Origin of the sequence: Pseudoalteromonas sp. DY56-GL79 (assembly GCF_041414765.1) — a bacterium.
Lineage (GTDB): Bacteria > Pseudomonadota > Gammaproteobacteria > Enterobacterales > Alteromonadaceae > Pseudoalteromonas > Pseudoalteromonas piscicida.
Genome location: NZ_JANHZS010000016.1, coordinates 16,098 through 38,953 on the forward strand (window position 1 = coordinate 16,098; position 22,856 = coordinate 38,953).

27 protein-coding genes are annotated in these 22,856 nt (G+C 45.2%); all 27 read left to right on the forward strand.

Annotation, left to right across the window (positions count from 1 at the left end):
- The first annotated feature begins 50 nt into the window (after positions 1–50).
- The 27 genes from NO992_RS12775 to NO992_RS12905 all read left to right on the forward strand — a co-directional run bounded on the left by NO992_RS12775 (position 51) and on the right by NO992_RS12905 (position 22,819).
- Complete coding sequence (locus NO992_RS12775; RefSeq protein ID WP_019647288.1) at positions 51–596, forward strand: phage tail protein; 546 nt, start codon at positions 51–53, stop codon at positions 594–596.
- 9 nt (positions 597–605) lie between these two features.
- Positions 606–1,382 (forward strand): hypothetical protein, encoded by a 777-nt coding sequence (locus NO992_RS12780; protein ID WP_017218917.1) that lies wholly within the window; start codon positions 606–608, stop codon positions 1,380–1,382.
- Between the two features lie 10 nt (positions 1,383–1,392).
- On the forward strand, positions 1,393–1,704 hold the full coding sequence (locus NO992_RS12785) for a hypothetical protein (RefSeq protein WP_371377610.1): 312 nt from the start codon (positions 1,393–1,395) through the stop codon (positions 1,702–1,704).
- Positions 1,705–1,833: 129 nt separating this feature from the next.
- Entirely contained in the window at positions 1,834–2,604 is a 771-nt protein-coding gene (locus NO992_RS12790; RefSeq protein ID WP_371377612.1) for a hypothetical protein, read from the forward strand.
- Positions 2,605–2,615: 11 nt separating this feature from the next.
- Complete coding sequence (locus tag NO992_RS12795; protein WP_039496121.1) at positions 2,616–3,080, forward strand: hypothetical protein; 465 nt, start codon at positions 2,616–2,618, stop codon at positions 3,078–3,080.
- A 59-nt stretch (positions 3,081–3,139) separates the two neighbouring features.
- On the forward strand, positions 3,140–4,096 hold the full coding sequence (locus NO992_RS12800) for a baseplate J/gp47 family protein (protein WP_371377615.1): 957 nt from the start codon (positions 3,140–3,142) through the stop codon (positions 4,094–4,096).
- A complete protein-coding gene (locus tag NO992_RS12805) occupies positions 4,077–4,823 on the forward strand; it encodes a phage tail protein I (protein ID WP_371377618.1) in 747 nt (248 codons plus the stop codon). Before NO992_RS12800 ends, NO992_RS12805 begins: the two co-directional genes overlap by 20 nt.
- A gap of 67 nt (positions 4,824–4,890) precedes the next feature.
- A complete protein-coding gene (locus NO992_RS12810) occupies positions 4,891–5,427 on the forward strand; it encodes a phage tail protein (protein WP_371377621.1) in 537 nt (178 codons plus the stop codon).
- 1 nt (position 5,428) lies between these two features.
- Positions 5,429–6,187, forward strand: coding sequence for a hypothetical protein (locus tag NO992_RS12815; RefSeq protein WP_371377624.1), 759 nt, complete (start codon positions 5,429–5,431; stop codon positions 6,185–6,187).
- Positions 6,188–6,189: 2 nt separating this feature from the next.
- Positions 6,190–6,558: a hypothetical protein gene (locus NO992_RS12820; RefSeq protein WP_371377627.1), complete on the forward strand. Its 369-nt coding sequence runs from the start codon at positions 6,190–6,192 to the stop codon at positions 6,556–6,558.
- An 8-nt stretch (positions 6,559–6,566) separates the two neighbouring features.
- Positions 6,567–7,409 carry a baseplate J/gp47 family protein gene (locus tag NO992_RS12825; protein ID WP_260492106.1) on the forward strand — a complete coding sequence of 281 codons (843 nt, stop codon included), beginning with the start codon at positions 6,567–6,569 and terminating at the stop codon, positions 7,407–7,409.
- Position 7,410: 1 nt separating this feature from the next.
- The gene (locus NO992_RS12830) at positions 7,411–8,337 is read left to right on the forward strand and encodes a phage tail protein (protein WP_371377630.1); all 927 of its coding nucleotides are present in this window, start codon (positions 7,411–7,413) and stop codon (positions 8,335–8,337) included.
- A 26-nt stretch (positions 8,338–8,363) separates the two neighbouring features.
- Positions 8,364–8,912 (forward strand): hypothetical protein, encoded by a 549-nt coding sequence (locus NO992_RS12835; protein ID WP_371377632.1) that lies wholly within the window; start codon positions 8,364–8,366, stop codon positions 8,910–8,912.
- Positions 8,913–8,915: 3 nt separating this feature from the next.
- Positions 8,916–11,996, forward strand: a complete 3,081-nt coding sequence (locus NO992_RS12840; protein ID WP_371377635.1) for a hypothetical protein — start codon at positions 8,916–8,918, stop codon at positions 11,994–11,996.
- 10 nt (positions 11,997–12,006) lie between these two features.
- Positions 12,007–12,711 (forward strand): hypothetical protein, encoded by a 705-nt coding sequence (locus tag NO992_RS12845; RefSeq protein WP_371377639.1) that lies wholly within the window; start codon positions 12,007–12,009, stop codon positions 12,709–12,711.
- Between the two features lie 61 nt (positions 12,712–12,772).
- Positions 12,773–13,255: a hypothetical protein gene (locus NO992_RS12850; protein ID WP_371377642.1), complete on the forward strand. Its 483-nt coding sequence runs from the start codon at positions 12,773–12,775 to the stop codon at positions 13,253–13,255.
- Between the two features lie 10 nt (positions 13,256–13,265).
- Complete coding sequence (locus NO992_RS12855; RefSeq protein WP_371377646.1) at positions 13,266–15,230, forward strand: DUF4815 domain-containing protein; 1,965 nt, start codon at positions 13,266–13,268, stop codon at positions 15,228–15,230.
- Positions 15,227–16,423 carry a hypothetical protein gene (locus NO992_RS12860; protein WP_371377649.1) on the forward strand — a complete coding sequence of 399 codons (1,197 nt, stop codon included), beginning with the start codon at positions 15,227–15,229 and terminating at the stop codon, positions 16,421–16,423. Before NO992_RS12855 ends, NO992_RS12860 begins: the two co-directional genes overlap by 4 nt.
- 8 nt (positions 16,424–16,431) lie before the next feature.
- Positions 16,432–16,653 carry a hypothetical protein gene (locus tag NO992_RS12865; RefSeq protein ID WP_069020265.1) on the forward strand — a complete coding sequence of 74 codons (222 nt, stop codon included), beginning with the start codon at positions 16,432–16,434 and terminating at the stop codon, positions 16,651–16,653.
- Between the two features lie 20 nt (positions 16,654–16,673).
- Positions 16,674–18,155: a hypothetical protein gene (locus tag NO992_RS12870; protein ID WP_371377652.1), complete on the forward strand. Its 1,482-nt coding sequence runs from the start codon at positions 16,674–16,676 to the stop codon at positions 18,153–18,155.
- A 9-nt stretch (positions 18,156–18,164) separates the two neighbouring features.
- The gene (locus NO992_RS12875; protein WP_371377655.1) at positions 18,165–18,584 is read left to right on the forward strand and encodes a hypothetical protein; all 420 of its coding nucleotides are present in this window, start codon (positions 18,165–18,167) and stop codon (positions 18,582–18,584) included.
- Positions 18,585–18,748: 164 nt separating this feature from the next.
- Entirely contained in the window at positions 18,749–19,654 is a 906-nt protein-coding gene (locus tag NO992_RS12880) for a baseplate J/gp47 family protein (RefSeq protein WP_371377657.1), read from the forward strand.
- The gene (locus NO992_RS12885) at positions 19,651–20,331 is read left to right on the forward strand and encodes a phage tail protein I (protein WP_371377660.1); all 681 of its coding nucleotides are present in this window, start codon (positions 19,651–19,653) and stop codon (positions 20,329–20,331) included. The genes NO992_RS12880 and NO992_RS12885 overlap by 4 nt, the downstream gene beginning before the upstream one ends.
- A complete protein-coding gene (locus tag NO992_RS12890; RefSeq protein WP_082086250.1) occupies positions 20,282–20,827 on the forward strand; it encodes a phage tail protein in 546 nt (181 codons plus the stop codon). Before NO992_RS12885 ends, NO992_RS12890 begins: the two co-directional genes overlap by 50 nt.
- The gene (locus NO992_RS12895; protein ID WP_017218937.1) at positions 20,827–21,492 is read left to right on the forward strand and encodes a hypothetical protein; all 666 of its coding nucleotides are present in this window, start codon (positions 20,827–20,829) and stop codon (positions 21,490–21,492) included. The genes NO992_RS12890 and NO992_RS12895 overlap by 1 nt, the downstream gene beginning before the upstream one ends.
- Positions 21,492–21,926: a hypothetical protein gene (locus NO992_RS12900; protein ID WP_017218938.1), complete on the forward strand. Its 435-nt coding sequence runs from the start codon at positions 21,492–21,494 to the stop codon at positions 21,924–21,926. The genes NO992_RS12895 and NO992_RS12900 overlap by 1 nt, the downstream gene beginning before the upstream one ends.
- A complete protein-coding gene (locus NO992_RS12905; protein ID WP_260492116.1) occupies positions 21,923–22,819 on the forward strand; it encodes a hypothetical protein in 897 nt (298 codons plus the stop codon). Before NO992_RS12900 ends, NO992_RS12905 begins: the two co-directional genes overlap by 4 nt.
- The last annotated feature ends 37 nt before the right edge of the window (positions 22,820–22,856 follow it).

The following is a 22,856-nucleotide window of genomic DNA, read 5'->3' on the forward strand; positions in this document are numbered from 1 at the left end:
GCTGTGTATTGATGCGGGTTGATATCACTCAACAAAAGGAGACAGGTGCTGTGAGCACGATTTTACGGCCGACCATCACCACCGCGGGTTTGGAAGCAGTATTTAATGCCCAAAAAAATGGCTTTCAAGCGAAGATCAGCAAGGTAGGGCTTGGCACTGGCAACTATACGCCAGATCAAGGCCGCCGCCAGCTACAACAAGAAGTCCACCGCATTATGGTGGCAAGTGGCGAAGATAAGGGGAATGCCCAAATCCATATGAGTGTGATTGATGATACCGATCACAACTTTTGGGTCAATGAAGTGGGCTTTTATATCGAAAGCGAAGCAAATGGCCAAACACAAGAGGTGCTATTTGCGGTGTATTCTTCACCAGATAGGCCTATTGCTTATAAATCGGCGGAAGTCGATTTACTTCTTGCTTTTGATTTGGTGCTAACGGGCGTACCTGCCGACGCCGTTACCATCGTCGATAACGGCGTTAATCTAAATATTCTTATCGCCCCTGAACTTGCCAAGCTAGGCGCTGCGCAAATTAACAATATGACTCGTCATCTTAAACAGAAGTTTGAGTTGATGGACAAAGGAATTTTATAGGAGCAACTCATGGCATTAGAACAAGATATTGCTAATCTCATTCAGTCTACCGATGCCCTAACGGCGGTGGTAGATAATAAAGCGCAGCAGCTCGATAACCAAATGGCTGCGTTTGACACGCGTATTGCGAAAAAAGAGCAAGATGTCGACAAATTTATTCAAGAGGCGATGCCAGAAACACGCTATGTTCAGGATATTTTTATCGGTGGTTCAAAGGATTATTTTTATCCGGTGTGGTGGCGTTTTCCCAGCAACTCTGCAGGCACGAGTAAGTTAACAATCGCACGGCACTATTCTCGAAATAGTGACACTCGACCTCTAGATCCGAACCGACCTCACCAAGCTGCTTTACTGCTAGAATTAGAGGGAAATACATATCCTTGGAGCGGTGATGCTAATTTTATGCATATTAAGCGTTTTCATGAGCGTTACCATCCAACGGTTAGTCACCTTAGTTTTGCTGCACATTGTAAATCTGAAAAAGTAGACTCAACATTAGATAGTTATGGTGGAGGTGCCGATGGAAGTGTGGGGCCGTGGTGCAGCGCATACAGTGGTTTGTATCTGAGGGGCGGAGGCTTAAATTATCGTATAATTAAAAACTGGAACGGTGATGTCAAATACCATGATGGTTCTGATATGAATAGAAGAAATATTTACGAAACAACCAGTGACACATGGTCTGTTCGTTGGTACGCAGAGCCAATTCCATTTGCCGAGCGTTTAGCCCCAACACTAAGCTCAATCCCTTACGCAAACCATCCATACACACCACCAACAGCTTAAAGGAGTCACAATGGAAATTAAAACCTTAAAAATCGGTGATGATGAACTTATCAATGTGCCGGCAGATGAAAAAACACTGGCAGATTTGGGTGTCGCGAGTGCTGATATTCCGAGTATTCTAGCTGAGGCAAAGCAGGCTCAGCTTGCAGCGCAATGTATGCATGCTAGAAGTTTTGCTTACCAGAGCGAGTCAGATGGTCTTGCCTTCGATTACTTAGCGGCAATGGCCGAATTTGGTGAAGCGAGTGAAGCAGCACAAGCGGCAAAAACCGCGTGGCTGCAAGCGCGAAGCACCATTAAAAATCGCTATCCAAAACCGTAATAACACCAAGCTACAACGACTTTAGGCTATTAAGCCCACCATTCGGTGGGCTTTTTTATGCCTGATTTACCGCTGAGATAACACTCGGCATTCCTTTTACAAATTGTATTAACCATATGGAGAAAAAATATGGCATTAGAACAAGATATTGCCAAATTGATTGAGGCGTCAAACGACCTCACCGCAACCGTCGATAATAAAATTCAAGATATTACGGCGACTTTAACTAGCAGCGTTGTTGATGCAAAAAATAAAGTCAACGCGGAGTTAGGCAAAATAGATCAAAGGTTTGATTCTGCCCGCAAAAAGCAGTCGCATTTTCGCGTGACTAAAAACCAAGCATTAATTCCCAATGAGGCAGGCACTTTTCCACACTCTTGGAGTGGTGGTTATGTAAAAGAAGCAAGACTTTTAGAAACAGTTACAACTGGAGTCGAAACAGACCAAAGAACACCGCTCGCAAGAGAGTTTTTACGAGCAATTAATTCCGACACCAAATACTTTGCGGGTAAATTTAATATCTGGGAGCTGGAATATTACCCAAACCGCCGGGGCGAGAGTGCACATCTATTTGCTTATTTAATGTACCAGTACTTTAGAGCACCAACTTTGGTCACTGTCGCGGCTATCGTAAAACATATTCGTGGAGTACTACCCAATGGGTTTTGGTGTGAAGGTTTAGAGGCAAATCAAGAGGCGAAGCTTTGTGGTAAAACCATTTATTTCGGTCGAAATAAATATAGCCACTGTCACCCTTATGTTCATGGTCAAGGTAAACCTGAAGATGAAACTGGCGTGATTCAAATTGCCCTTCCTGCTGTGGTAACTGGAGATGTTCCGCTAGACGGTTGGGGACAATTCGCCTATTTAGGTGACGCTACACAACATGCTTACGACTAAGGAGAATAAAAATGGCAAAACTAATAGTAAATAACCAAATTGTTGACAAGTTCTACGACGCCAATACCCCACATTTTGTAACGCAAGAGTTTGTTGAAGATACATTTGGAGTGGGAACAACATTCACATTAGAGCTAAGTGCAGTTGAGACAGCACTACAGAGCAAGCAGTCTGCGCGTGAGCAAATTGCTCAACAAGTTGCAGACACAGACACATTGCTCGGTACAACGGCAGATACGGCACAATTACTGTTGAAAGAGCTGAGCAGTTTGGTTACTTCACTTAGCACCGCGCAATCACTGGATGACGTTAGAGCTTCTGTGAGTGGACTTAAAGATAAGATTGGCCATATCCACGCTGATGTGCAATCGGGAAGCTTAACTTTTCCGTACCAAGTGAAAGGCGAAGCACAGGTGATGCACGAAATCGCCGAGCGTGCAAATGGCGTCAGCCAAGCACTGCAAAGCAACGTTTAAACATACCTACCACAAGCACCCAGTCATTTTTGATTGGGTGCCTTACAACAGGCCCCATTATGTCTTTAACTAACTTCAGTGCGGTCAGTCTGAGTCAATTACCCGGATCCGATTTACTTGAACCCGTTGAATTTAAATCACTTTATCACGAACTAAAGCAAGCCGTAGAGCACGCCTGCCCAGAACTTTCTGAGCTACTACCTAGCGACCCCATCGTCAAGCTGATGGAAGTTTTTGCTTATCGAGAGCTGCTATTACGTCAACAGATTAATGAAGGCGCGCAGCAGGTGTTGCTGGCAAAAGCCACGAGCAGTGAACTCGATTATCTGGGTAATCGTTTTGCGGTGATACGAGAAGCTGGGGAGAGTGATGAGCGCTTTCGAGCGCGTATTCAATTGGCACTAGAAGGGTTTAGTACAGCAGGGCCAATTGGTGCTTATTGTTTTCACACGCTTAAAGCCTTACCTCAAGTTAAGGATGTTTTTGTTGAGTCTCCCGAATTTGAGCTGCTTCAGGTCGAGCCGCCATTATCAGACTTAGTACCAGAGCATACGAAATTGCTGCATTGCAGCCATGCCGCTAGGCTTCAAGATGCCGCGCCGGGGGATGTTGCCATAACGGTGCTGACAAATAGAGGCAATGGCATACCAAATCAAGACGAAATCACAGCAATTACAGAGCATTTGTTTCATGAAGACATTAGGCCTCTGACAGATAGGCCACGAGTACTCTCAGCAGAAGTAAAAGAATTTACCCTCCGCGCCACGCTTTATTTATATCCAGGCCCTGATGAAGAAAAAGTGAGATCTACAGTAGAGCAAAGCGTGCAGCAATGGTTAAAAACACATCATAAGCTTAATCATGATATTCGGTTGTCTGGGCTTTACAGTGCGTTACACCAAGCAGGTGTGCAACGTGTTGAGCTGCTCTCACCTACCGCCGACATTATCAATACCCCTTGGCAGGCTGCGTTTTGTACACAAGTGGAGATAAACATTGCAGGAAGAGATATTTAATACACTATTACCGCACGCAAGCACTAAGCTTGAGCATGCGCTGGCAAAGGCGCTAAGCAAAGTTTCCGCGACTCCTATTCCACTCGGTAGCCTTTGGGATCCATGGCGATGTCCGGAGCATTTTTTACCTTGGCTTGCGGATGCACTTAGTGTGGACTTTTGGGATAGCGCTTGGCCAATTGAAGTGAAGCGTAAGATTATAGCGAATAGCGTGCCCGATCATCGAATAAAAGGGACGGTTAGTTCGATAAAAAGCGCGCTCTCCACTCTAGCCGCAAAAGTTGAGCTTAAAGAGTGGTGGCAACAAGAAGATCCTCACGCGTTTACGCCGCATTCTGCACAGATCATTGCTTTGGCCGCTCAGAACCTAGACCCAGCAGGCAGCACGCTACTGACTCCTAAGTTGCAGGCACAACTTTGGCAAGCTGTGGTGATGACAAAACCATGTCGCAGCCAAATTAGTTTGCGTGTAGGTGTACAGCAAAGTACAAGCTTATCGCTCAATACCGTCAGTCAGTCTGCGAGCCTCCAGCGCATATGGATGCCTCAACACACAGATAATGTTGCAAATTTAAGCCAGTTGTATCTTGCTGGAACTTCTGTTTTGCAAGGGGTGGGCAAAATATCCGGTGAAGTGCGCTCTGATCTCAAAAGTGCTTCCAATCTTTATGTTCACGCAGCGCTCTTTGCTATCCAAATCCAGCGACAGTCGTTTTATTGCTATTAATACCTAAACACGCTCAAGCTGCTGCAAAAACAAACTTGAAGATTAACAGACTCTAAAGGAATGACTCATGGAACAATTTACGCCGCTTATTACGCAGGCGGGATTAAACGCGGCCGTTAATGCCAAAGCTAATGGTTTTACTATTGATATTAGCGCGATTGCGGTAGGCACTTTTGGCTATACGCCGTCTCGTAGCCAAACTAGGCTGCAAGGTGAAAAAAATCGAGTGGCGATTGCCGGCGGGCAAGTTGTTGGTGACGGGCAATTTCATATTACCGGACATTTTATTGACGATGCTGAGTACGCGGTGCGCGAAGTGGGTTTTTATCTTGCAGATGGCACTTTGTTTGCCGTTTGGTCGCACCCGCAAAATGTACTTTTTTATCAAACTCCCATTGCACAAATAGTACAAGGGTTTGATCTGCTGTTAAGTGCTGCACCCGTAGATGCTATCACGATTAATACTACAGGCGATTTAACGCTTTTCTATGCCGGTGAATTTCTCGACATGCTGATGGCACAAACCCAACAACTGAGTGCGCAAATTCAAGCGAATCACCGACAAATTCAATTCAACAACAGACTACTACAGCTAGGAGTGTAATATGGCGGATTATCAGCCAATGACATTAGAGCAGCGCATCGCCGCACTGCAAGCCGAGAACGGCAAACTAATCGATTCAAATAATGTCCTCACCCAAACCGTGATCGGCAAAATGGGGGAGATTAATCATGCGCTGAGTGACGCGCAGCAAGATATTAATGAAGCGGTTGCTTTGGCAGGAGCAAAAACAGATCAAGCGATCCTTAGTTTTGCGGATAGTCACTCTGATCTCAAAGTGAGTTATTATGATCAAGTTGCGCATTCAAAGGCTTCACTTGGGGTAGTTGCTGATCCAGAAGATGAATCTCGCTCTGAGTGGGTATTAGTGCCAACGACGAGCATTGGTTACCATATTTATCCAACTGTTGGTGCACTTACCAAAATTCATTTAGTTCATGGGCACTCATATTCGCCCGGGTACAGTGAAGCGCCGCAATATGAGCGCGACTGGAGTGTAACCTATATGCAATTTGTTTTTGCGAACTCAGCGGCGACGAGTGCAGAGATCAATGAGCAACTGAACGCAAATAGCGTGAGCGTTAGAAGTTTTGGAGGCTGGTGGAATGGTGCATCGACAGGCTCAATTCCTGTATTAAGGTTCTCTCAACATCATCCATACTCGAGGTTATTTGTGCGATTTATTAACCGTACTTATGCCCCTGCTGCAACTTCAGAGCCACCACAAAACATCGTTGAATTTGGTGGTAACGCCACTTTTGCTGTTGACCGTGTTATTAACTATCCAAGAATCGAGGTGTAATTATGCAAGAACAAATTCCTTCACAACAAGATCATTTAGCGACACTCGCGTATCTAGACAAGCAAGTAAAGCGCGGGCAAATAAGCCGAGAAGTGGCGGATGTAGAATCTATTATTGGGACTACTGCAGATACAGGTCACTTGGTATTAGTTGAGTTTATTAAACTGCTTGATAGCCTCAGCAAAGCAACAACACTTGCCGAGATGCGTGCAGCGGCATCACAGGGGCGTGACGGCTTAGGTACATTAACCACAAAAGTGCTGAACAATGAGATTCAGTTTCCCTATCAAGGTAAAGGCGCTGAAAATGTTTACCAAGAAATCGAATCTCGCGCTACTGGTGTTACAAGCATTTTAACGTCTCCAGAATAAGGTACTCTATGGCAAATCAATCAATCGATCTTTCCACTTTGCCTGCGCCAAACATCCTTGAACCACTTGATTTCGAAAGCCTGTTCCAAGCACGTAAACAACGTTTTATTGAACTTGCACCTGAATATGCCGAAGCGCTAGCGCTTGAAAGCTCGCCGCTTGCTATTTGCTTGCAAGTTGAAAGCTATCGCGAGCTGTTATTACGACAGCGTGTCAATGAAGCCGCGGCGGCGAATTTGTTAGCCACCAGCCAAGGCGCCGATCTTGAGCATCTTGGCGCTTTTTATGGGGTGGCTCGGTTGCCCGATGAGCATGACGAAACCTTACGAATGCGTATTCGCAACAGCACCATAGCGTCCAGTACGGCAGGTAGTGCGGCGCATTATCGTCATCAAGCCATTGAAGCTGCACCGGGATTTATCAAGGATGTGTCGGTGCAAAGCCCAGGGGACGGGCTGGTGGTGGTAACGGTACTCGCAAAGTTTGACACTGATGCAGAACAGGTTTTAGCACAAGTTAAAGAGAGGCTATTTGACGACTCAGTGAAAATGCTAACAGACACGTTAGAGGTCAAACTTGCACAGCCCGTTTGGGTAGATGTTGAAGCAGAGCTTTATCTCAATACTCATGCTTCTGAACTTATTATCAATAAGCTGGAGCAAACGTTGCAAGACAACTGGCTCAACATCACGACACTTGGTTGGGATTTAACGCCAAGCTGGCTGCATGCGCAATTACATAGTACTGGAATTAGGCATATCGAACTGCTTGCTCCAACACAGTTAATTGATGTGGCAGCCCATCAGTACGTTATGCCCAAGTCAATCTCGCTGACATTAAAGCGAGGCTAAGATGACGTTATTACCTCCTAATCACACTTTGCTGCAACGGCGATTGCAGCAAAGTGTTGCCGTGAGTGACGATATTCATTCGGGTATATCAAGGTTATCTGGGTTTAAGGCCGAACCGCACGACAACTTGCTGATGTGGCTCGTTTGGGAGTATGGCTTGGAAGCTATTTTGCCTTACAGCCAAGACCTTCGTGAAACTATCAAAGAAGGTCTGGTTTGGCAGCGACTTCGTGGTACACCAAAAAGTGTAGACATCGCGCTCAATTGGCTCAACTTTGACGAGGCTGAGCTTAAGGTTGATAAACCCGGGCGTCACTTTTATCGCTATCAATTGGCATCTGGCAAAATTCCAGGGAACAAGGCGCTTAAAGATATACATCAGCTGCTTGGACTATCTGCTCCAGTAAGAGCCAAACTCTCACGTATTTATCATGGTTATGATGTGCGTGAACTGAAGTTGTCTCAAAGTGGTTTTGGAGCGCTTCTATCTGATGTTTCTGGCGTGCCATTTCATGACGGCGATAACACGCTATGCAAAGTCAGCTTTGGTCGCAGCCACCAGCAAGGTGTGAGTCATAACATGACGAATGCCTCCGTACACCTCAGTAGAACACATAGTCAGCGCAGTCATTACCTCACCACAAAACGCTTGAGTGAATACAAGCTCAGCGACAAAGAGCCTTCACAACTGCCTGTGAGCTCAGCCCGAATCAGGCTGCTTTCGCAGCATCGCGTGTGGTCAACTCGCTCGTGGCAGGGCGAGTGGCAACAAAGCTGGACTAAAGCCGACGCGTTTGTCGGTGATCCGCTTCATGCAGCGACTGTCCATTGGCAACACCGTCAAATGATGCCGCTCTCAACTGCGCTCGCCACCACTGGACGGCTTAATGTTCATTGCAGTCGTTTCCAAGTGGTGCTCCCAGAATAATACTCTCCAAATAAATGGAACTCTCAATGCAATCATCACAATTTGCGTCTGTTGTATGGACGACCCCGGGGCTTGCCAAATTGACGCAGGCGCTAGAGCAAGGACAAGCTTTTACGTTGACGCATTTGTCCGCAGGAAGCGCAGGTTACATTGCGTCTCACTTGCAAACTCAGTTACGACAAGAGCGCCAAAAGGTCCCGATATTACAGGCGGAGCAACTCACTTCAACACAAGTGCGTTTTAGCGCAGTGTTTGAGGGGGAAGCCAATTACCCAGTTAAAGAATTAGGAATTTGGTCTGGCAGCACCTTAGTCGCGGTATATAGCGCAGGGGGTGAAGTGCTGAATCATAAAAGCAAAGACGTAGCCTGGTTAGAAGTCATTTCGCTTAACCTCGCAGCGCTGCCTTCACTGCAAGTCAGTTTTGAAACTGGCGTGCTTAACACCAATATTTTTATGGCAAAAGAGCTGGCTACATCTGTTTATGCACATCTTAGACAAGGTAAAAGTCTGATTCAGCAAGCCAACCAAACCATGCAACTGGCGATGCGCCTGCGCAAAGCAAACATAGGATAATACATGACCATAGAATCACAACTTGCCCAGTTGCAACAGGCCGCAACTGAGCAAACCGAAGCAAGTGTTCAACTTGCCAATAATATCACCGAAGGCTTACAGGAAATTGATCAGGTTAAGCAAGATATTGCAAAAACCTATCAAACGGTTAATCAGAACAACCAAGCGCTGAATGATTGGCAAACTCAGTCTGGCAGCGTCAACCTTAAAGATCTAAACGGCAACAGCCATACACTGCCAACCCTAAAATCACTTGTTGCAGATGCACAAAGCGTTAACCCGCATCCCCATGTAATGACCAAAGCCCAGTTTGATGCACTGCGCGATATGCGTAAACAGCAATATGCGGGAAGTGGGTTTGTGGAGTGGGGAAAGCACAATTCCAGTGTACACAATGTAAAAGTGAATGAAGGTATTTGGCAGTATGTAGCGCCCTCAGCAAGGAATACGCTGATTATGGGTGAAGCCGCATCAAATACAATAGCAGGAACCTCTAAAACAATATATCCGGTTGTGAATATCGACGGGGTTACACATCATGTTTCTAGAGTCGCGCACACTAGCACTCAATCTATTTTGAAATTTCCTCCTGCACCAGACGGCACCAAAACCTATGATTCAGCTTCAGGCACCGTCACCCAGCATAGTAATGCTGCAACCGCATTTGCAGCAGAAACCGCTACCAATAAGGTGATCACCTCTCGTAAAGACTTAGTATTTTTGGAATCTTGGCACGAGAAAATTGCAGATAAAGACGTCGTGTATCCACTCGGTAATGTGCAATATGGTGCAAATAACTATAAGGGCATTGCCCTTCGCAATAACCTCGTTGCTCAGGGGTACTCCGCATTTGGTGAATGGGATACTCGTACAAAGGGGCATGGCGTTAAATGGTCATCGCTAACAGAGCCGCAAAAGGCTATTTTCCTTGGAGAGCCTGAGCATAATATTTACTACGACCCAAAAGCCAAAGCGTATATTCAGGTTAGAAATCGAGTTAGGGTGATTGAGGGGGTTGGGGATAATTGGTATCGAGTTCAAGCTGACGGCGTTACAGTCGTCAATCAATTTTTAGGCTACAGTTCTGGCAACCAAACAAGTGTGGTTAAGCCTCAAGGAGCAAGTACTGAATTACTTGATTTAGGTGCTCACCCTGCAGGTAATAGGGGGATGTATAAAACACCATTTACAGTACTATCGAATTCTGAAGCAGGTCTAGGCGCGTTTGTGGCTTGTCGATACGACGGTTCACCTGTGTCTGGCGTGTCGTCAAATAACAAATGTTATGCTTTACCAATTGCTTTGGTACAGCGTCTCAACCAAGGTGCCTATCATCCGAGTTACAACCCATTGGGGACGACAGGTTTTTCACGTAGTGATTTGCCTGATAGCCAAGGCCATGCTGTGACATGGAATAGCGCTGCTTTAAAGCAAAAACCAGTATCCACACAGCAATGTTTCGATTCGAATATAGCGAGAATACCTGCAGGTGGAATCGATTGGGGCAGCATTAATGTTGCTTATAGCGGACGGCCTGATCAATACAAATATCATGACGCCATCTATGCAGGCCAAGTGGAAGACTTACGTTTGAATGCTAAGAGGCTTCATACAGAAAAAGTGAGAGAAAGTAAGCTGAGTGATGCCATTGCAGCTAAATTCAGAGGTAAGGAAACTCTTCCATTTACCAAGGTAAAATCGGGCAACTGCTATGACTCAGCTGTCACAATTTATTTGTTTAAAAAAGGCATGAGTTCAGAAAGTAGCCTAATTGGAGATGACAAGCTATACAACGGTAGCAGATTAATCTCAAGCTACCCAAACCAAACTAAATTTAAAGCATCTCCAATTGCAATAAAGTTTACTGACGAGGGGAATACAAACTTAACTACTTTTGCTGGTGGCGTCACTCTCAATCAATGGTTGGTTTTGGACGAATTCTCTATTGAGGGAAATGGCAACTTGATTGCCCTTACTAACCCAAACACGGGAAATTTAAATTGGTTCAATACAGGTAGAGCATCCACAATACAGGCTGAGTTATTATTTCCTACAGCTCAAAGTGGTGCAGAATTTGATATTTTGCCTTGGACTGACATTGTTGCTACGCCTGACAACTTTAAATCTACATTTCCTGACGGGGTACAAGGACAATGGATACCAAAGTTACCAGACGGGACAGCTGGTTATCCACTAAATCGGAAGCTATCCGGTGATACGTTATCAGCAACCTTCACTATCGACCAGGGACAAACTTGGGTTAAAAATAATGTGCCGTTTGATCCTGTAAAAAATATAAATTCAGCAAGCTGGAATGCGAATACCGTGGCATTGTTGCAGTATCAGTCAGACTCCGTGTTCACTCATGCAGCAACAAATTCAGCGATCTGTGGGGATATAGGGCGAGTCTATACGACCCAAGCATATTTGAGTCACTATGGGAATCGACTGCTGCCTAGCTTAACAGGGCAGGTTGGTAAACGTAATAGCAGTGCTTATTTTCAAGAGTACCTGAATGTTTCAAAACACGCATATTATAGCCCAAACCAAACTCTTGGCTGGACAAGGCGCACAGGTGATGAACCAATCCATGAACCATTAAATCTTGATGTTCCGAATGATAATTCGCCAGCAGTAAAAGCGTTATCGACAATTACTGAAAAGAACGGGCTGCTGTATTTACAGTTTCATGGTACGGAACTCAAATATAAATCAATTCATCTACGTGATGTTGAAGTCATTGAAGCCGGTGTTGAAGCGAGCGTTGTTAAAGGGAAGGTATACAGGCTGCAAGGGTTTGATAACGGTCACTTAAATAGACCTGTCATTGCGCTACAAGATAGGTTGAATTTCACTTTTTCAGCGTCTGCATTTGATGGCTATCGCGTCGTAAATGATGGCCGCATCATGACAAGTTCAGGTGCAGAATATTCACTCATTAGAGTCCATAACAATGACTGGGGCGATGACCAAACGATCCCAATTATCGATCGCGAAAACACCAAAACCGATCTCAACGGCAATACCGTCAAAGTGTTCTGCCATCACACCCTATTCCCAATAGGAATTGCACATAATGGATAAGGAGAGTGCGATGAATACTGAGTCTGAGAACCTCACGGCTGATGCAGCAGATACCGCTACAGTGAGTTTTGCTGATGTGCAAACAAAAATCATGCTGCGTCACCCTCAAGAGCAGATTGACGAAGCGCTACAACTTGCCATTGAGCAAGAAGAAACGGCATATCGCGAGGCGCATGCCGCGTGGCAGACTGAAACGACTGAAGTGCAGGCACAGATAGCAGAGGCGCAAGCGCATAATGCCGCTAGTCCAGATGAACTAATGCCTGTGCCACCGCTACCAGCGGAGCCTATGCTGGACTTGCAAGCGAGAAGAGCGTGCTATCGTGTTGAGCATGTGGAGGTGGACTTAGCATTAACCACAGAAACGGTTGACTCGCGTATAGAGTACGACGACGAAGCGCGAGTGGCTTATCACCATCCTGCTACTATTTCACATACTGAACAACAAATAGCAGACACTAAACGTGAACGCTTTAAAAGTCAGCGTGCAGCGAATGTGGCGTCAATCGCCGTTGAAGTGGACGGTCTGGTGTTTGATGGTGATGAACAAAGTCAGCAACGTATGGTTCGAGCCATACTGCTGATGACAGACAGTGACACGCAGCGTTGGGTGCTTGCCAATAACGCTGTGGCCAATGTGACCAAAGCACAACTTACCCAAGCTTGTTTACTTGCCGCAGAGCAACAATCCGACCTCTGGATTGAATCTTACTAAACCTCTACTTTCTCACCGAGCTTAATCTTTAGCTCGGTTTCATTTCTTTAAGGAGCAGTCCTTGGCCACTTTAACACTTCAAGGCCGAAAGGCGCTTGCACGGCTAATGCAGCAGCAGGCTATTTATTTGGCGTGGGGAAACGGCGAATCAAGTTGGGATAATACTTTGCCGCCAACCCCTACCAATACCACACAACTCACCAATCTCATTGGTTATCGCAAGGCAAAGCAAATTCGCTTTTGTGAGCCGGATGAACAAGGCGAAATTCAGGTACCAACCGGAAAGTTCCGTTTAAGCGATACGGCCAGCCAACATCTATATTGCCAATTCACCTACGACTTCGAAGATGGCTTGGGTGAGCATATTCGCGAGCTTGGTTTAATGCTTGGTACGACACCAAAAACGGGCATTCCAGCTGGAAAATATTACCTCTTACCAGACGAGGTTGCAGAGGCTGGTGAGCTTATTTTGCTTGAGCATCGCTCGGCGCTATTTCGTGATCAAGGGGTACGCGAAACGTTTGAGTTTGTGATCAGTTTTTAAGAAGAAAGCAATGATAAAAGATTATTACCAGCAGTTTGATCCAGCAAAGCAATACAGTCAGCTATTGTTTCGAGCGAGTAAAGGGTTGCAAAGTCGTGAACTTAACGACCTGCAACTACAGTCTCAGCACCATGTAAAAGGCATCGCTGATGTATTGATGAAAGATGGGGATGTGGTTAAGGGGGGCGAGGTGGTTATCGACCAAGCTCATGGCGTTGCAACCATTGGCGCATCCTCAGTATATTTACAAGGCGCGGTACATGATGTCGACACTAAACAGTTAGCGATTGCGCTAAATAAACTCGAAATTGTCGGAGTGTGGTTAGCAAAGGAAGTGGTGACAGAGCTTGAAGACTCAACACTTAGAGATCCAGCCATTGGCGCACACAATTTTGATGAAGCGGGTGCCGCGCGACTGAAAATCTCGGGCCGTTGGGGGCTGAGCGACAGCCTTGACTATCCCAATAGCGACTTTTTTCCCGTTTACCAAATCGATCATGGCACGCTTATCGTTAAGCAGCCGCCGCCACAACTAGACTCAATTACCAGCGCGCTTGCGCGTTATGACCGAGAGTCAAATGGCGGGAGTTATGTGGTGAGCGGGCTCAATGTTAGCTATCGAGAGAGTACGGCAAGCCACCAGCACTTTAATGTGCAAGAGGGAAAAGCGCATATCAATGGCTATGAAATAGCGTTTAACACCGCACTGCCTGTTACGTTGCCAAACGACCCCGATGTACGAGAGGTGATCAATGAGCCGAGCCGATTTAGTGCCAATGCCCAAGGCGCTATGCGAATTGATTTAGACTTTGCACCGGTGCAGCGCATTGATCAGGTGACCGCAGAGGTGAAAAAGCGTACCTCTCTGACTAGAGGCCACGCGCAAACCAGCCAAAATACCGATCCCTTTGATGATGACTCTGTCATTGAAATTTTGCAGATCTCACAAGGTGGCATTGAATATCAGCAGGGTATCGACTTTATCTTTACCCGTAATCATATTAGCTGGCGTGATGGTGGCAATAAGCCAGCTTCAGGCACGTCGTATGACGTGGTGTATACCTATCGCCGACTTATTGAAGTTGATGCCGACGAAACCGGGTTTTGGCTCGAGCAGCAGTTAAACGAAGCGGAAGAAATGCTCGAAAATGGCCTTGTGGTCGTCGATTATCACTGGTTTATGCCACGTATTGACCTGCTCGTGCTTACCCCCAATGGTCATGTTGAACGGATCAAAGGTGCACCCGACAGAATCAACCCGCAAGCACCTTTAGTGCCTCATCAACACCTGGGGCTTGCCCAAGTGCAGCAACACTGGGGGAGTGCGCCACCACATATCCAAAATATTGCGATTGAAGCGGTACAAATGACAGATCTTGCGTTGATGCAACAGCAGATCTCAGATTTATACCAATTGTTGGCCATTGAACGCCTACGTAACGATACCAATGCCCAGTCACCTACTAGCAAATACGGCGTGTTTGTTGACCCGTTTTTAGATGACGATATGCGCGATATTGGACTTGAACAAAGCGCTGCTATTGTGGATGGCGAACTTATGCTGCCAATGGCCGCAGAAATAACTCAGCTGTCACAACCACAAATCCAGACATTACCGTACGAACTTGAAGATGTCTTAGTACAAGAGAGCCGTACTGGGGAGATGAAAATTAACCCGTATATGGCATTTGAACCACTGCCTGCGGATGTCACGTTAACCCCAAGTGTTGATCATTGGACACAAACCCAGACTCAGTGGACAAGCCCCATTACTCGCAGGTTAACTAGCGGTGGAGGGCGTGTTCGTCGCGTTATTACTCAAACGAGTACTGAGCGAGTTGGTGTGCGCCGTCAGCAAGCCGAGTTCTTGCGCACTCGGTGGGTCAACTTTGCTATTTCTGGGTTTGATCCAGGTGAGCAACTGGACTCACTGTTATTCGATGGCATTGAAATTATTTCAGAGGTGCAAGCATGATCCAAGCAAATACACGCGGTGAATTAGCTGGTCGATTTAAAGTGCCAAATAATGTTCCCGCCGGAACTAAACTGGTGCGATTTATTGGTAAGCAAGGTTCGGCAGGAAGCGCTAGTTATACTGGCAGTGGCGTGATTGAAGTGGAAACATTGAGGCGCGTAAATAGTATTATTACTCAGCGTTTTGACCCACTCGCACAAACCTTTATTTTGGAGCAATCGCGATTTATTGCCGGTGTTGAATTATGGTTTACCGCCAAGGGTCAGGAAGCGGTAGAAGTACAAATTCGTGAAGTAGTACAAGGTATTCCTACACAAACCGTGCTGGCAAGTAGCAAATTAAACAGTGATGAGATAAAGCTAAATGACCAACCGACACTGTTTACCTTTACGCCAACCTTTTTAAATGCCGATCAGGAATATGCGTTGGTTGTGTTAACTGATGGGGCCGAGCACAGTGTTGCTATTGCAGAGCTCGGTAAGCTTGATCAGGCGCACAACTGGGTGACCTCTCAGCCGTATCAAGTAGGGGTGTTGTTATCATCAAGCAACGCTAGCACCTGGACGCCACATCAGGATAAAGATCTCACATTTAGGTTAAAGGCCGCCAAATTCACTGAGCAAAGTAGACGAATTGAACTTGGAGAGGTAGAGGTTGAACAAGTAACGGATTTAATGCTTTTAGCTGTAGTCCAGCGCCCAAGTGCAGATACTCAAGTTACCTTTGAACTCACGTATCCTACTGGCAATAAAGAAAAAGTGCTAAGCGTTCAAGAGTGGCAACCAAGTACGCTTGGAGAAACCATAACTGGCAAGGTGAAGGTCGCTGCTGTATTGACGGGAACACAAAGCTTAACGCCAGTACTTTTTGCGGGCAGCCAGTGTGTTCATGGGCAAGTCGCGCAAACCGGAGACTATATCTCTCGTGAGCTGCGCTGTCGTTTAGGCGGTGACTTAACGGTGAGCTTTGAAGCGAATATTCAAAGCCACTCAGAGGTACAAGCCTTGATGCAAAAAGGGGATGTTTGGCTACCGCTCGAACTGGATAGCAGTTCAGTACTTAACGATGGTTGGCAGCAGTTTAATTACACCTTTAACGGTGTTGATACTGCGACAACACGGGTGAAACTGGTACTGAAGGGTACTCCGGCACAGCGCCCTAGAGTACGAAATTTACGTACATTTACCTTGTAGGAGCAATTGTGGACATCAATCAATTTACTCCATTTCAGCAATATCCACTCCCTCACCCAGATAATCTACTTGAACAAGATGTACAGCGATTGATCAATGCGCTTAAGGCAATTGATGCAGATATCCACCAGCAGCAATTGGCACATCAACAAGCTCAAGTAGATATAGACAAGCGCTTTAGACGGCTTCGGCTAAATCAAGTGTTGGGTGAAACCCTGCTACCAATTTAAAGGATTTATAAGAGGAAATTATGGCAACAATTCAACAAGCCGTTCAGGTAATGGTCGACAAACTGGTCGCTGATATGAACGGCAGCACTCCGCTGAGTGCAGAGGAGCAAACCTTAGTCACGAATGCAATTGCACGGCTCACAGATAACGCTAAGCTTGAACAAGCCGTTGTAGCCGTTGCACAGGAACATTTGGATGACTCAACCCAGCTATTGCAACAGGTTGCAACTTCAGCGATCAACAATATTGATTCTGCTAAAGCTGATTTAACCGCGTCGACCGCTGAGCTGGTTACCAGAGCTGCAAAGCTGGCGCTATTGGATCAAATAGCTCCATTGACGCAACAAATTAATGAAGTGGTTGCGAACAACACTGCTGCAACACCAAAAACCTTATTCGCGATAAAAAACATTGATACGGCGAATAGTCATGCTAATTTTCGCCGCTCCACATCGGTTTTGGCTGTCTATAATAGTGATGGTACTTCCTATCTCACTCGACCAAGTGTTACCGCGAATGCAGCAACGGACACATGTCGTTTAGATCATTTACAAATTAGCCAAGATGGCACGTCATCTACCGTAATAAAATCAAGCTTTGTCCATAATAATGCCTTTGAGCAAAACCCCGCGACTAAGGTGTATCAACATGGCGCAAGTGCCATTGTGCCGCTGGGTTTAAAAGCACAACCTAATAATATTAATTTTGAAATCGTATATAGCACCCAAGAGTCTCTATCAGCGAATGCGACGGAGTATGGTGGTATCTTTGTTTTAGGGCAGGGATTTACCTCGCGTACTTTGCCAAAGCAAGATCTCAATGCCCGAGATAAATTTGGTATTCCAACACGGTCTAGTTACAACCATAACGAGGTAGCTGTGTTGTATAACAACCAAAAGCACTGCTTAGTGGTTATCGACTCGGGTACTAACTTGGTTGTGGAAAAATATCGTGATGGCAACCACATTACTAATATTGCCATTGCGAATGCAGCTGAATATCAGAATTATGTGGATAGCGGTGACTTTACAACGATGGTATTTATCGCAAATACCTTAGCACAGCCGTATGGAATAAATCGCTATAACCATAGCGAAGGGGCGATGTCGAACTATTCATATAATTACTACGGTTACTTTGGTCTACTTGGTAGTGAAGTAAAAATGGCAGGTGATAAATTCAACGCACATTATCTCTTCACAGAGGAGCAGAAGCTTCAGCCGATCAATTATATTTTTACTAGTAATAGTGAGCCATACCGTACACAAAGTTCAAATGGTACTGAGAATAGTGAAGGTGAAGTGAATGTGGTCATGGAAACACTAGATGGCGAGTTACTGAGTTCGTATTGCTATCGTTCTAAGGCCGATAGCTTAGGATACGACGGGGGCGTAATAGCAACAGCCATTCAAGCGATGAATCCATACTCACATATCGGTGTTATCAATGAACACTACCTATATAACCAGTATGGCCTTGCCAGAACCTGTCGCGCGATTTAAGGAGTAAAAATGAATATTTATTACGACAATAATAAAGGGATGTCTATTGCGGGTAACTTTTGGTTGGTACACCCGAAAACGGGTGAGCAATGGAATAAAGAGTCGGTAGCACAATTTATAGCTGAAGCTCAGTTAGAGACTGAAGAAAACTCTGAAGTTGAGTATTTAAAACAGCAAGTCATTACGCGCATAAAGCAACTCGCTTATAGCAAATTGCAATCGGAGCAGTGGCGAGTAGAGCGCGCAAAAGAGCGCGAGTTGAGTGAGCGGTTGAACGGTAATGAAGAAGGTGCAGCAACAGAGCGTGCAAACCTACTAGACATTTTGCAGCAAAGAGAAGTGGTGCGTGAAAAAAGCGGTGAGTTAGAAGCAGCGGTGCTTAGCCTTACTACTCAAGCTGAATTACTACAGTTTGTGATTGCGTTCTAATAATTTCACAGCAGGTCAGGATTGACCTGTTTTACTCCCTAAAAATCAGTAAGATAGACCTATGCTTGAGAAAGTTAACAAGCACACAGGTTTCCAATCTCCAAGGCCCACAAGCAAGTGTTTGCTGTGGGTTTTTTATTTTCTGTTCAGTACCGGAGGGTGCAATGCCATCATCTCAGTTGATCGATTTATCTAAGCTAACACCTCCAGAGCTATTAGAAAATCTGGAATATGAACAAATTCTGGAGCAGTTGAAAAGTAAATTGAGTGAGTTAGTTCCAGATGTTAGTAAGACACTAGAGCTAGAATCAGAGCCTTTAACACAGTTACTCAATACATTTGCATATCACAGCATGCTGCTTAAAGGACGAATAAATGACACCGTCAAAGGTAACTTGTTGGCGACAGCAACAAATAGTGACCTAGACCATATTGCAACACGTTATGGTGTAAGCCGTTTGCCAGAAGAGTCAGATGAACGGTTTAGACACCGAATACAACAAGCATTCCATAGTCTAAATACGGCTGGAACAGCTGAAAGTTATCGCTATCATACATTTTCTGCAGATAGTCGCGTCAAAGATGTTCATGTTACAAGTCCTTCACCTTGCCATGTGATTTTGACCATTTTAAGTCATGAATCAGCCAACGGTATACCTTCAGACGCACTACTGAACAAGCTCAGAGCAACGTTTGGACTCAAAGCAGATGCGGCTGATACCGTATCTGATGTGCTTGCATTGCAAAAAGTGCGGCCCATTGGTGACAGAGTTGAAATTGTGCCAGTGACAGTGAAGCCCTATACCATCAATGCCCGAGTGCAACTAGCCCCGGGACCAGGCAAAGCACAAGTTAAAGCACAAGTGTTGGCCAATTTAAAAGATTTCTTTGCACAAACTAGTGTCATGGGCACTGCGATAAAGCGCTCAGCACTGTTTGCCACTTTATATAGTAGCGGTGTGGAAGATGTCGTACTCGCTGGACCGAGTGAGAATGTCATAATTGCGAGCCATGAAGTCCCTTGGTGTGAAAATGGCATCGCTGGCGTGATATTTGAAGGTGATGTGTGAGTGATAGTAAACCAGTACACCGAGGAACTGAGCTGATTGAGCAAATACAAGCCACTCAATCCCCAATTTTTACTGTGCTGAATGGAGCGGCAAATTGCCTAGAAACATTATGGCAACCTGAGACTTGCCCAATCGAATTATTACCTTGGTTGGCGTGGAGCCAAAGTGTTACGCAGTGGGATGAGCAGTGGCCAGAGCCTATAAAACGGCAGATCATTGCGCAAAGCTATGAACAACACAAACACCTTGGGACGCGTTTTGCCATTATTAACGCGTTAGCGCCTTTTGGATATGACACCCGTATAACAGAATGGTTTGAACAAGTACCCAAAGGCCCTGCCGGGACAATCGCTATTGATGTTGCGGTGTCTGATAGGGGGCTCAATGAGTCGTTATATCAGCAGATATTTCAAACCATCTCAGCGAATAAACGCCATAGTATTCAGTTTAATTTATCGCTCAGTTTATTATCTACAGCAAAAATTCAGCCGGCTTCAGCAGCGCTATTTGGTGCTTCTGTCACTGTGTATCCATACTATGCCAGCGAGATTGTAAGCAATACCAGTATGCGCCTTGTGGTAGCCAGTCAGTCTTGCAGTTATACCAATATTTACCCTCGGAGTAGTTATGCCCCAACCACAATACTGGACCATGCTGACACCAGCGGGTCGCGCTAAAATAGCCAATGCCATTGGTACTGGCGTTAAAATCAACTTAGTCAAATTTGCCGTGGGTGATGGCAATATTTTACCGGATGCGGAGCATCTCACGAGTGAGCGATTTAGAGGACTGATAAATAGCTCCAAAACGCTAGAAAACAATCCAGCGATGCTTGAGATCATCGGTATTGTCCCTGCCTCGGAAGGTGGGTTTTATGTTCGTGAAGCCGCTTTTTACACTGAAGACGATCAAGCATTTGCTATTGTTAAATACCCTGAAACTTACAAGCCAAGTATTGAAGACAACGCCAGTGCTGAGCTTGGAATAAAAGCGGTGATTGATGTGGTGCAGTCAGAAATGGTGAATTTAAAAATAGATCCATCTATGGTGTATGCCACGCAAGACTATGTAAATAATGAAATTAATAAATTTGTAGGCTTACTGTCTCTTGATGGTGGCGCATTTTCTGATTCTTACCCCAATGTTCCCTCGTTAGACGGAGGCAGTATTTAATGTCGAACAAAATTCAGTTTAGGCGCGGACCTGCGGCAAACCGCACCAATGTCACGCCGAGTAATGGTGAACCAATATGGTTGACCGACAGCAAAAAACTATTTATCGGTGATGGCACAACGCCTGGAGGGGTGGATATTTTCACCACCCTTGGTAGTGCTATTCATCGTGATGCAGGTAGCGGCGCAAACCATGTGTTGTTGCTAGACAGTACCGGTAAAATTCCTGAAAATGTGTTACCCAGTCTTGCAATAGGTGAGCCGTTTGAGGTCGCCAGTCAATCTGCCATGTTAGCGCTAAATGCACAGCCTGGTGACTTGGCGATTCGCACCGACGAGAACAAATCTTATATTCTCAAGTCGACACCTGCGAATGTATTAGCAAACTGGGTGCTGCTGCGCACACCAACAGATAATGTTTTATCTGTAAACGGTAAAACAGGGGCTGTAACGGTTAACAAAGCAGATGTTGGCCTAAGCCAAGTTGATAACTTATCGAAATCACAGCTGTTTACTTCACCTATGTTCACCGGTACGCCAAAATCACCTACACGGGCACGCTCAGATAATAGCACCAATATTGCAACCACCGCTTGGGTACGAGACTGGGTTAGTTCATTGGGTCTCGCTGTTGAAGGCGGCGATATTGACGGGGGAGTATTTTAATGGGGCGACGGATCCAGTTTAGAAGAGGCCCAGAAGCAACACGATTACAAACTGTACTTGGCAACGGCGAACCAGGATTTTCGACAGACACAAAGCAGCTTTATGTCGGTGATGGAGAAACGCTTGGTGGTGTGCCGGTTTTGATGGGGTTTTATCAAGTAGTTGAAAACGACATGGGGGCGGTTGCAGGTGGTACATATTTGTTTGCAACGGCTTGTACCTTACATTTGCCACAAACAGCGCCTGAAGGTTCACATATTACGGTGAAGCTACTGAGCAATGCGGGGGCAAGTAAAGCATCTCCTGCCAAAGTGTGCCCCCCAAGTGGGCAATCAATTGGGCGTGGTGAGGAAGCGGGAGCTGAATATCATATGACAATACCGAATACACAACGTGACTTTATATTTGTACAAGGAGGGTGGATTTTAGCATGAGTAATGTATTAACTGATTATGACGATACAAGTAGCGATTTCCCTTTCTATAAGCCAAAGTCAATCGATTTGAAAACCGTTGGAGATTTGCAGAACCAATATAAAGATCGAACTTATATAAACAACCCGTATCAAAAAGGCCATTGTTTGTTTATAGCCCATAATGCAGTTTACTATTATCATGAAACTACTGAACTATGGCAAAAAATCTATTCGGAAGACAGTAATGGTGTACTTCAAAAAGACGTATTTTTTTATCAATTAGATGGTCAAAATTATGTCTTATTGACGTTTAAAGAGCGTAATACTGCGTCGGAGTTTTCAAAAGTAATCTCTGTCAATTTATTAAATGGTCGAATTGTACGTTCTTTGTCACTGCCAATAGAGCACTATTTTGGCTATTTTGTAGTTCAAAATAATCAACTGTATTTATCGGGTCAAATTGCAGGCAGGGGTAAGAAAATCCCTGTAGATTTGACAACGCTGACTATTGATATTGAAGCCGCTGAAGATTATGGTTTTGGCAGAGGACCTCATAGTTTTGTCAATGGTTTAGTGTCTCTACTTCAATGCAAACCTGATGAGGAGTTTGGTCAGCTAAAGGTTGAGCTAAGGTTTGGTCCTGAATTTCACTTAAACTCAGCAACAAGTCCAGTAAAAACTTTTATCTTACCTTATCGTGTATTTATGCCATTTAGTACCATGCGATTGAATCCAAAGGTTATCTCATTTGATACGGTTGCCATGCTCGGAGATAGACAGAATGAACCTAGCGATCCTATTGGTAGGGATGTGCCTATTTCAAAGGTATATTGGCCAATATCAGAAATAGATAATTGGCTGGCAAGTATTATTGAATATTATACAGGTATTAACTTATGGGAATGGGACTAGGAATTTACTATATGTCTCCAACCGGTCAGGATTGACC

Coding starts and splice junctions, on each gene's coding strand:
- NO992_RS12815 (WP_371377624.1), top strand. CDS start 5,429: ATGGCGGATTATCAGCCAATGACATTAGAGCAGCGCATCGCCGCACTG.
- NO992_RS12900 (WP_017218938.1), top strand. CDS start 21,492: ATGGGGCGACGGATCCAGTTTAGAAGAGGCCCAGAAGCAACACGATTA.
- NO992_RS12860 (WP_371377649.1), top strand. CDS start 15,227: ATGATCCAAGCAAATACACGCGGTGAATTAGCTGGTCGATTTAAAGTG.
- NO992_RS12785 (WP_371377610.1), top strand. CDS start 1,393: ATGGAAATTAAAACCTTAAAAATCGGTGATGATGAACTTATCAATGTG.
- NO992_RS12855 (WP_371377646.1), top strand. CDS start 13,266: ATGATAAAAGATTATTACCAGCAGTTTGATCCAGCAAAGCAATACAGT.
- NO992_RS12780 (WP_017218917.1), top strand. CDS start 606: ATGGCATTAGAACAAGATATTGCTAATCTCATTCAGTCTACCGATGCC.
- NO992_RS12825 (WP_260492106.1), top strand. CDS start 6,567: ATGGCAAATCAATCAATCGATCTTTCCACTTTGCCTGCGCCAAACATC.
- NO992_RS12810 (WP_371377621.1), top strand. CDS start 4,891: ATGGAACAATTTACGCCGCTTATTACGCAGGCGGGATTAAACGCGGCC.
- NO992_RS12880 (WP_371377657.1), top strand. CDS start 18,749: ATGCCATCATCTCAGTTGATCGATTTATCTAAGCTAACACCTCCAGAG.
- NO992_RS12845 (WP_371377639.1), top strand. CDS start 12,007: ATGAATACTGAGTCTGAGAACCTCACGGCTGATGCAGCAGATACCGCT.
- NO992_RS12875 (WP_371377655.1), top strand. CDS start 18,165: ATGAATATTTATTACGACAATAATAAAGGGATGTCTATTGCGGGTAAC.
- NO992_RS12800 (WP_371377615.1), top strand. CDS start 3,140: ATGTCTTTAACTAACTTCAGTGCGGTCAGTCTGAGTCAATTACCCGGA.
- NO992_RS12835 (WP_371377632.1), top strand. CDS start 8,364: ATGCAATCATCACAATTTGCGTCTGTTGTATGGACGACCCCGGGGCTT.
- NO992_RS12830 (WP_371377630.1), top strand. CDS start 7,411: ATGACGTTATTACCTCCTAATCACACTTTGCTGCAACGGCGATTGCAG.
- NO992_RS12820 (WP_371377627.1), top strand. CDS start 6,190: ATGCAAGAACAAATTCCTTCACAACAAGATCATTTAGCGACACTCGCG.
- NO992_RS12870 (WP_371377652.1), top strand. CDS start 16,674: ATGGCAACAATTCAACAAGCCGTTCAGGTAATGGTCGACAAACTGGTC.
- NO992_RS12840 (WP_371377635.1), top strand. CDS start 8,916: ATGACCATAGAATCACAACTTGCCCAGTTGCAACAGGCCGCAACTGAG.
- NO992_RS12905 (WP_260492116.1), top strand. CDS start 21,923: ATGAGTAATGTATTAACTGATTATGACGATACAAGTAGCGATTTCCCT.
- NO992_RS12795 (WP_039496121.1), top strand. CDS start 2,616: ATGGCAAAACTAATAGTAAATAACCAAATTGTTGACAAGTTCTACGAC.
- NO992_RS12895 (WP_017218937.1), top strand. CDS start 20,827: ATGTCGAACAAAATTCAGTTTAGGCGCGGACCTGCGGCAAACCGCACC.
- NO992_RS12790 (WP_371377612.1), top strand. CDS start 1,834: ATGGCATTAGAACAAGATATTGCCAAATTGATTGAGGCGTCAAACGAC.
- NO992_RS12890 (WP_082086250.1), top strand. CDS start 20,282: ATGCCCCAACCACAATACTGGACCATGCTGACACCAGCGGGTCGCGCT.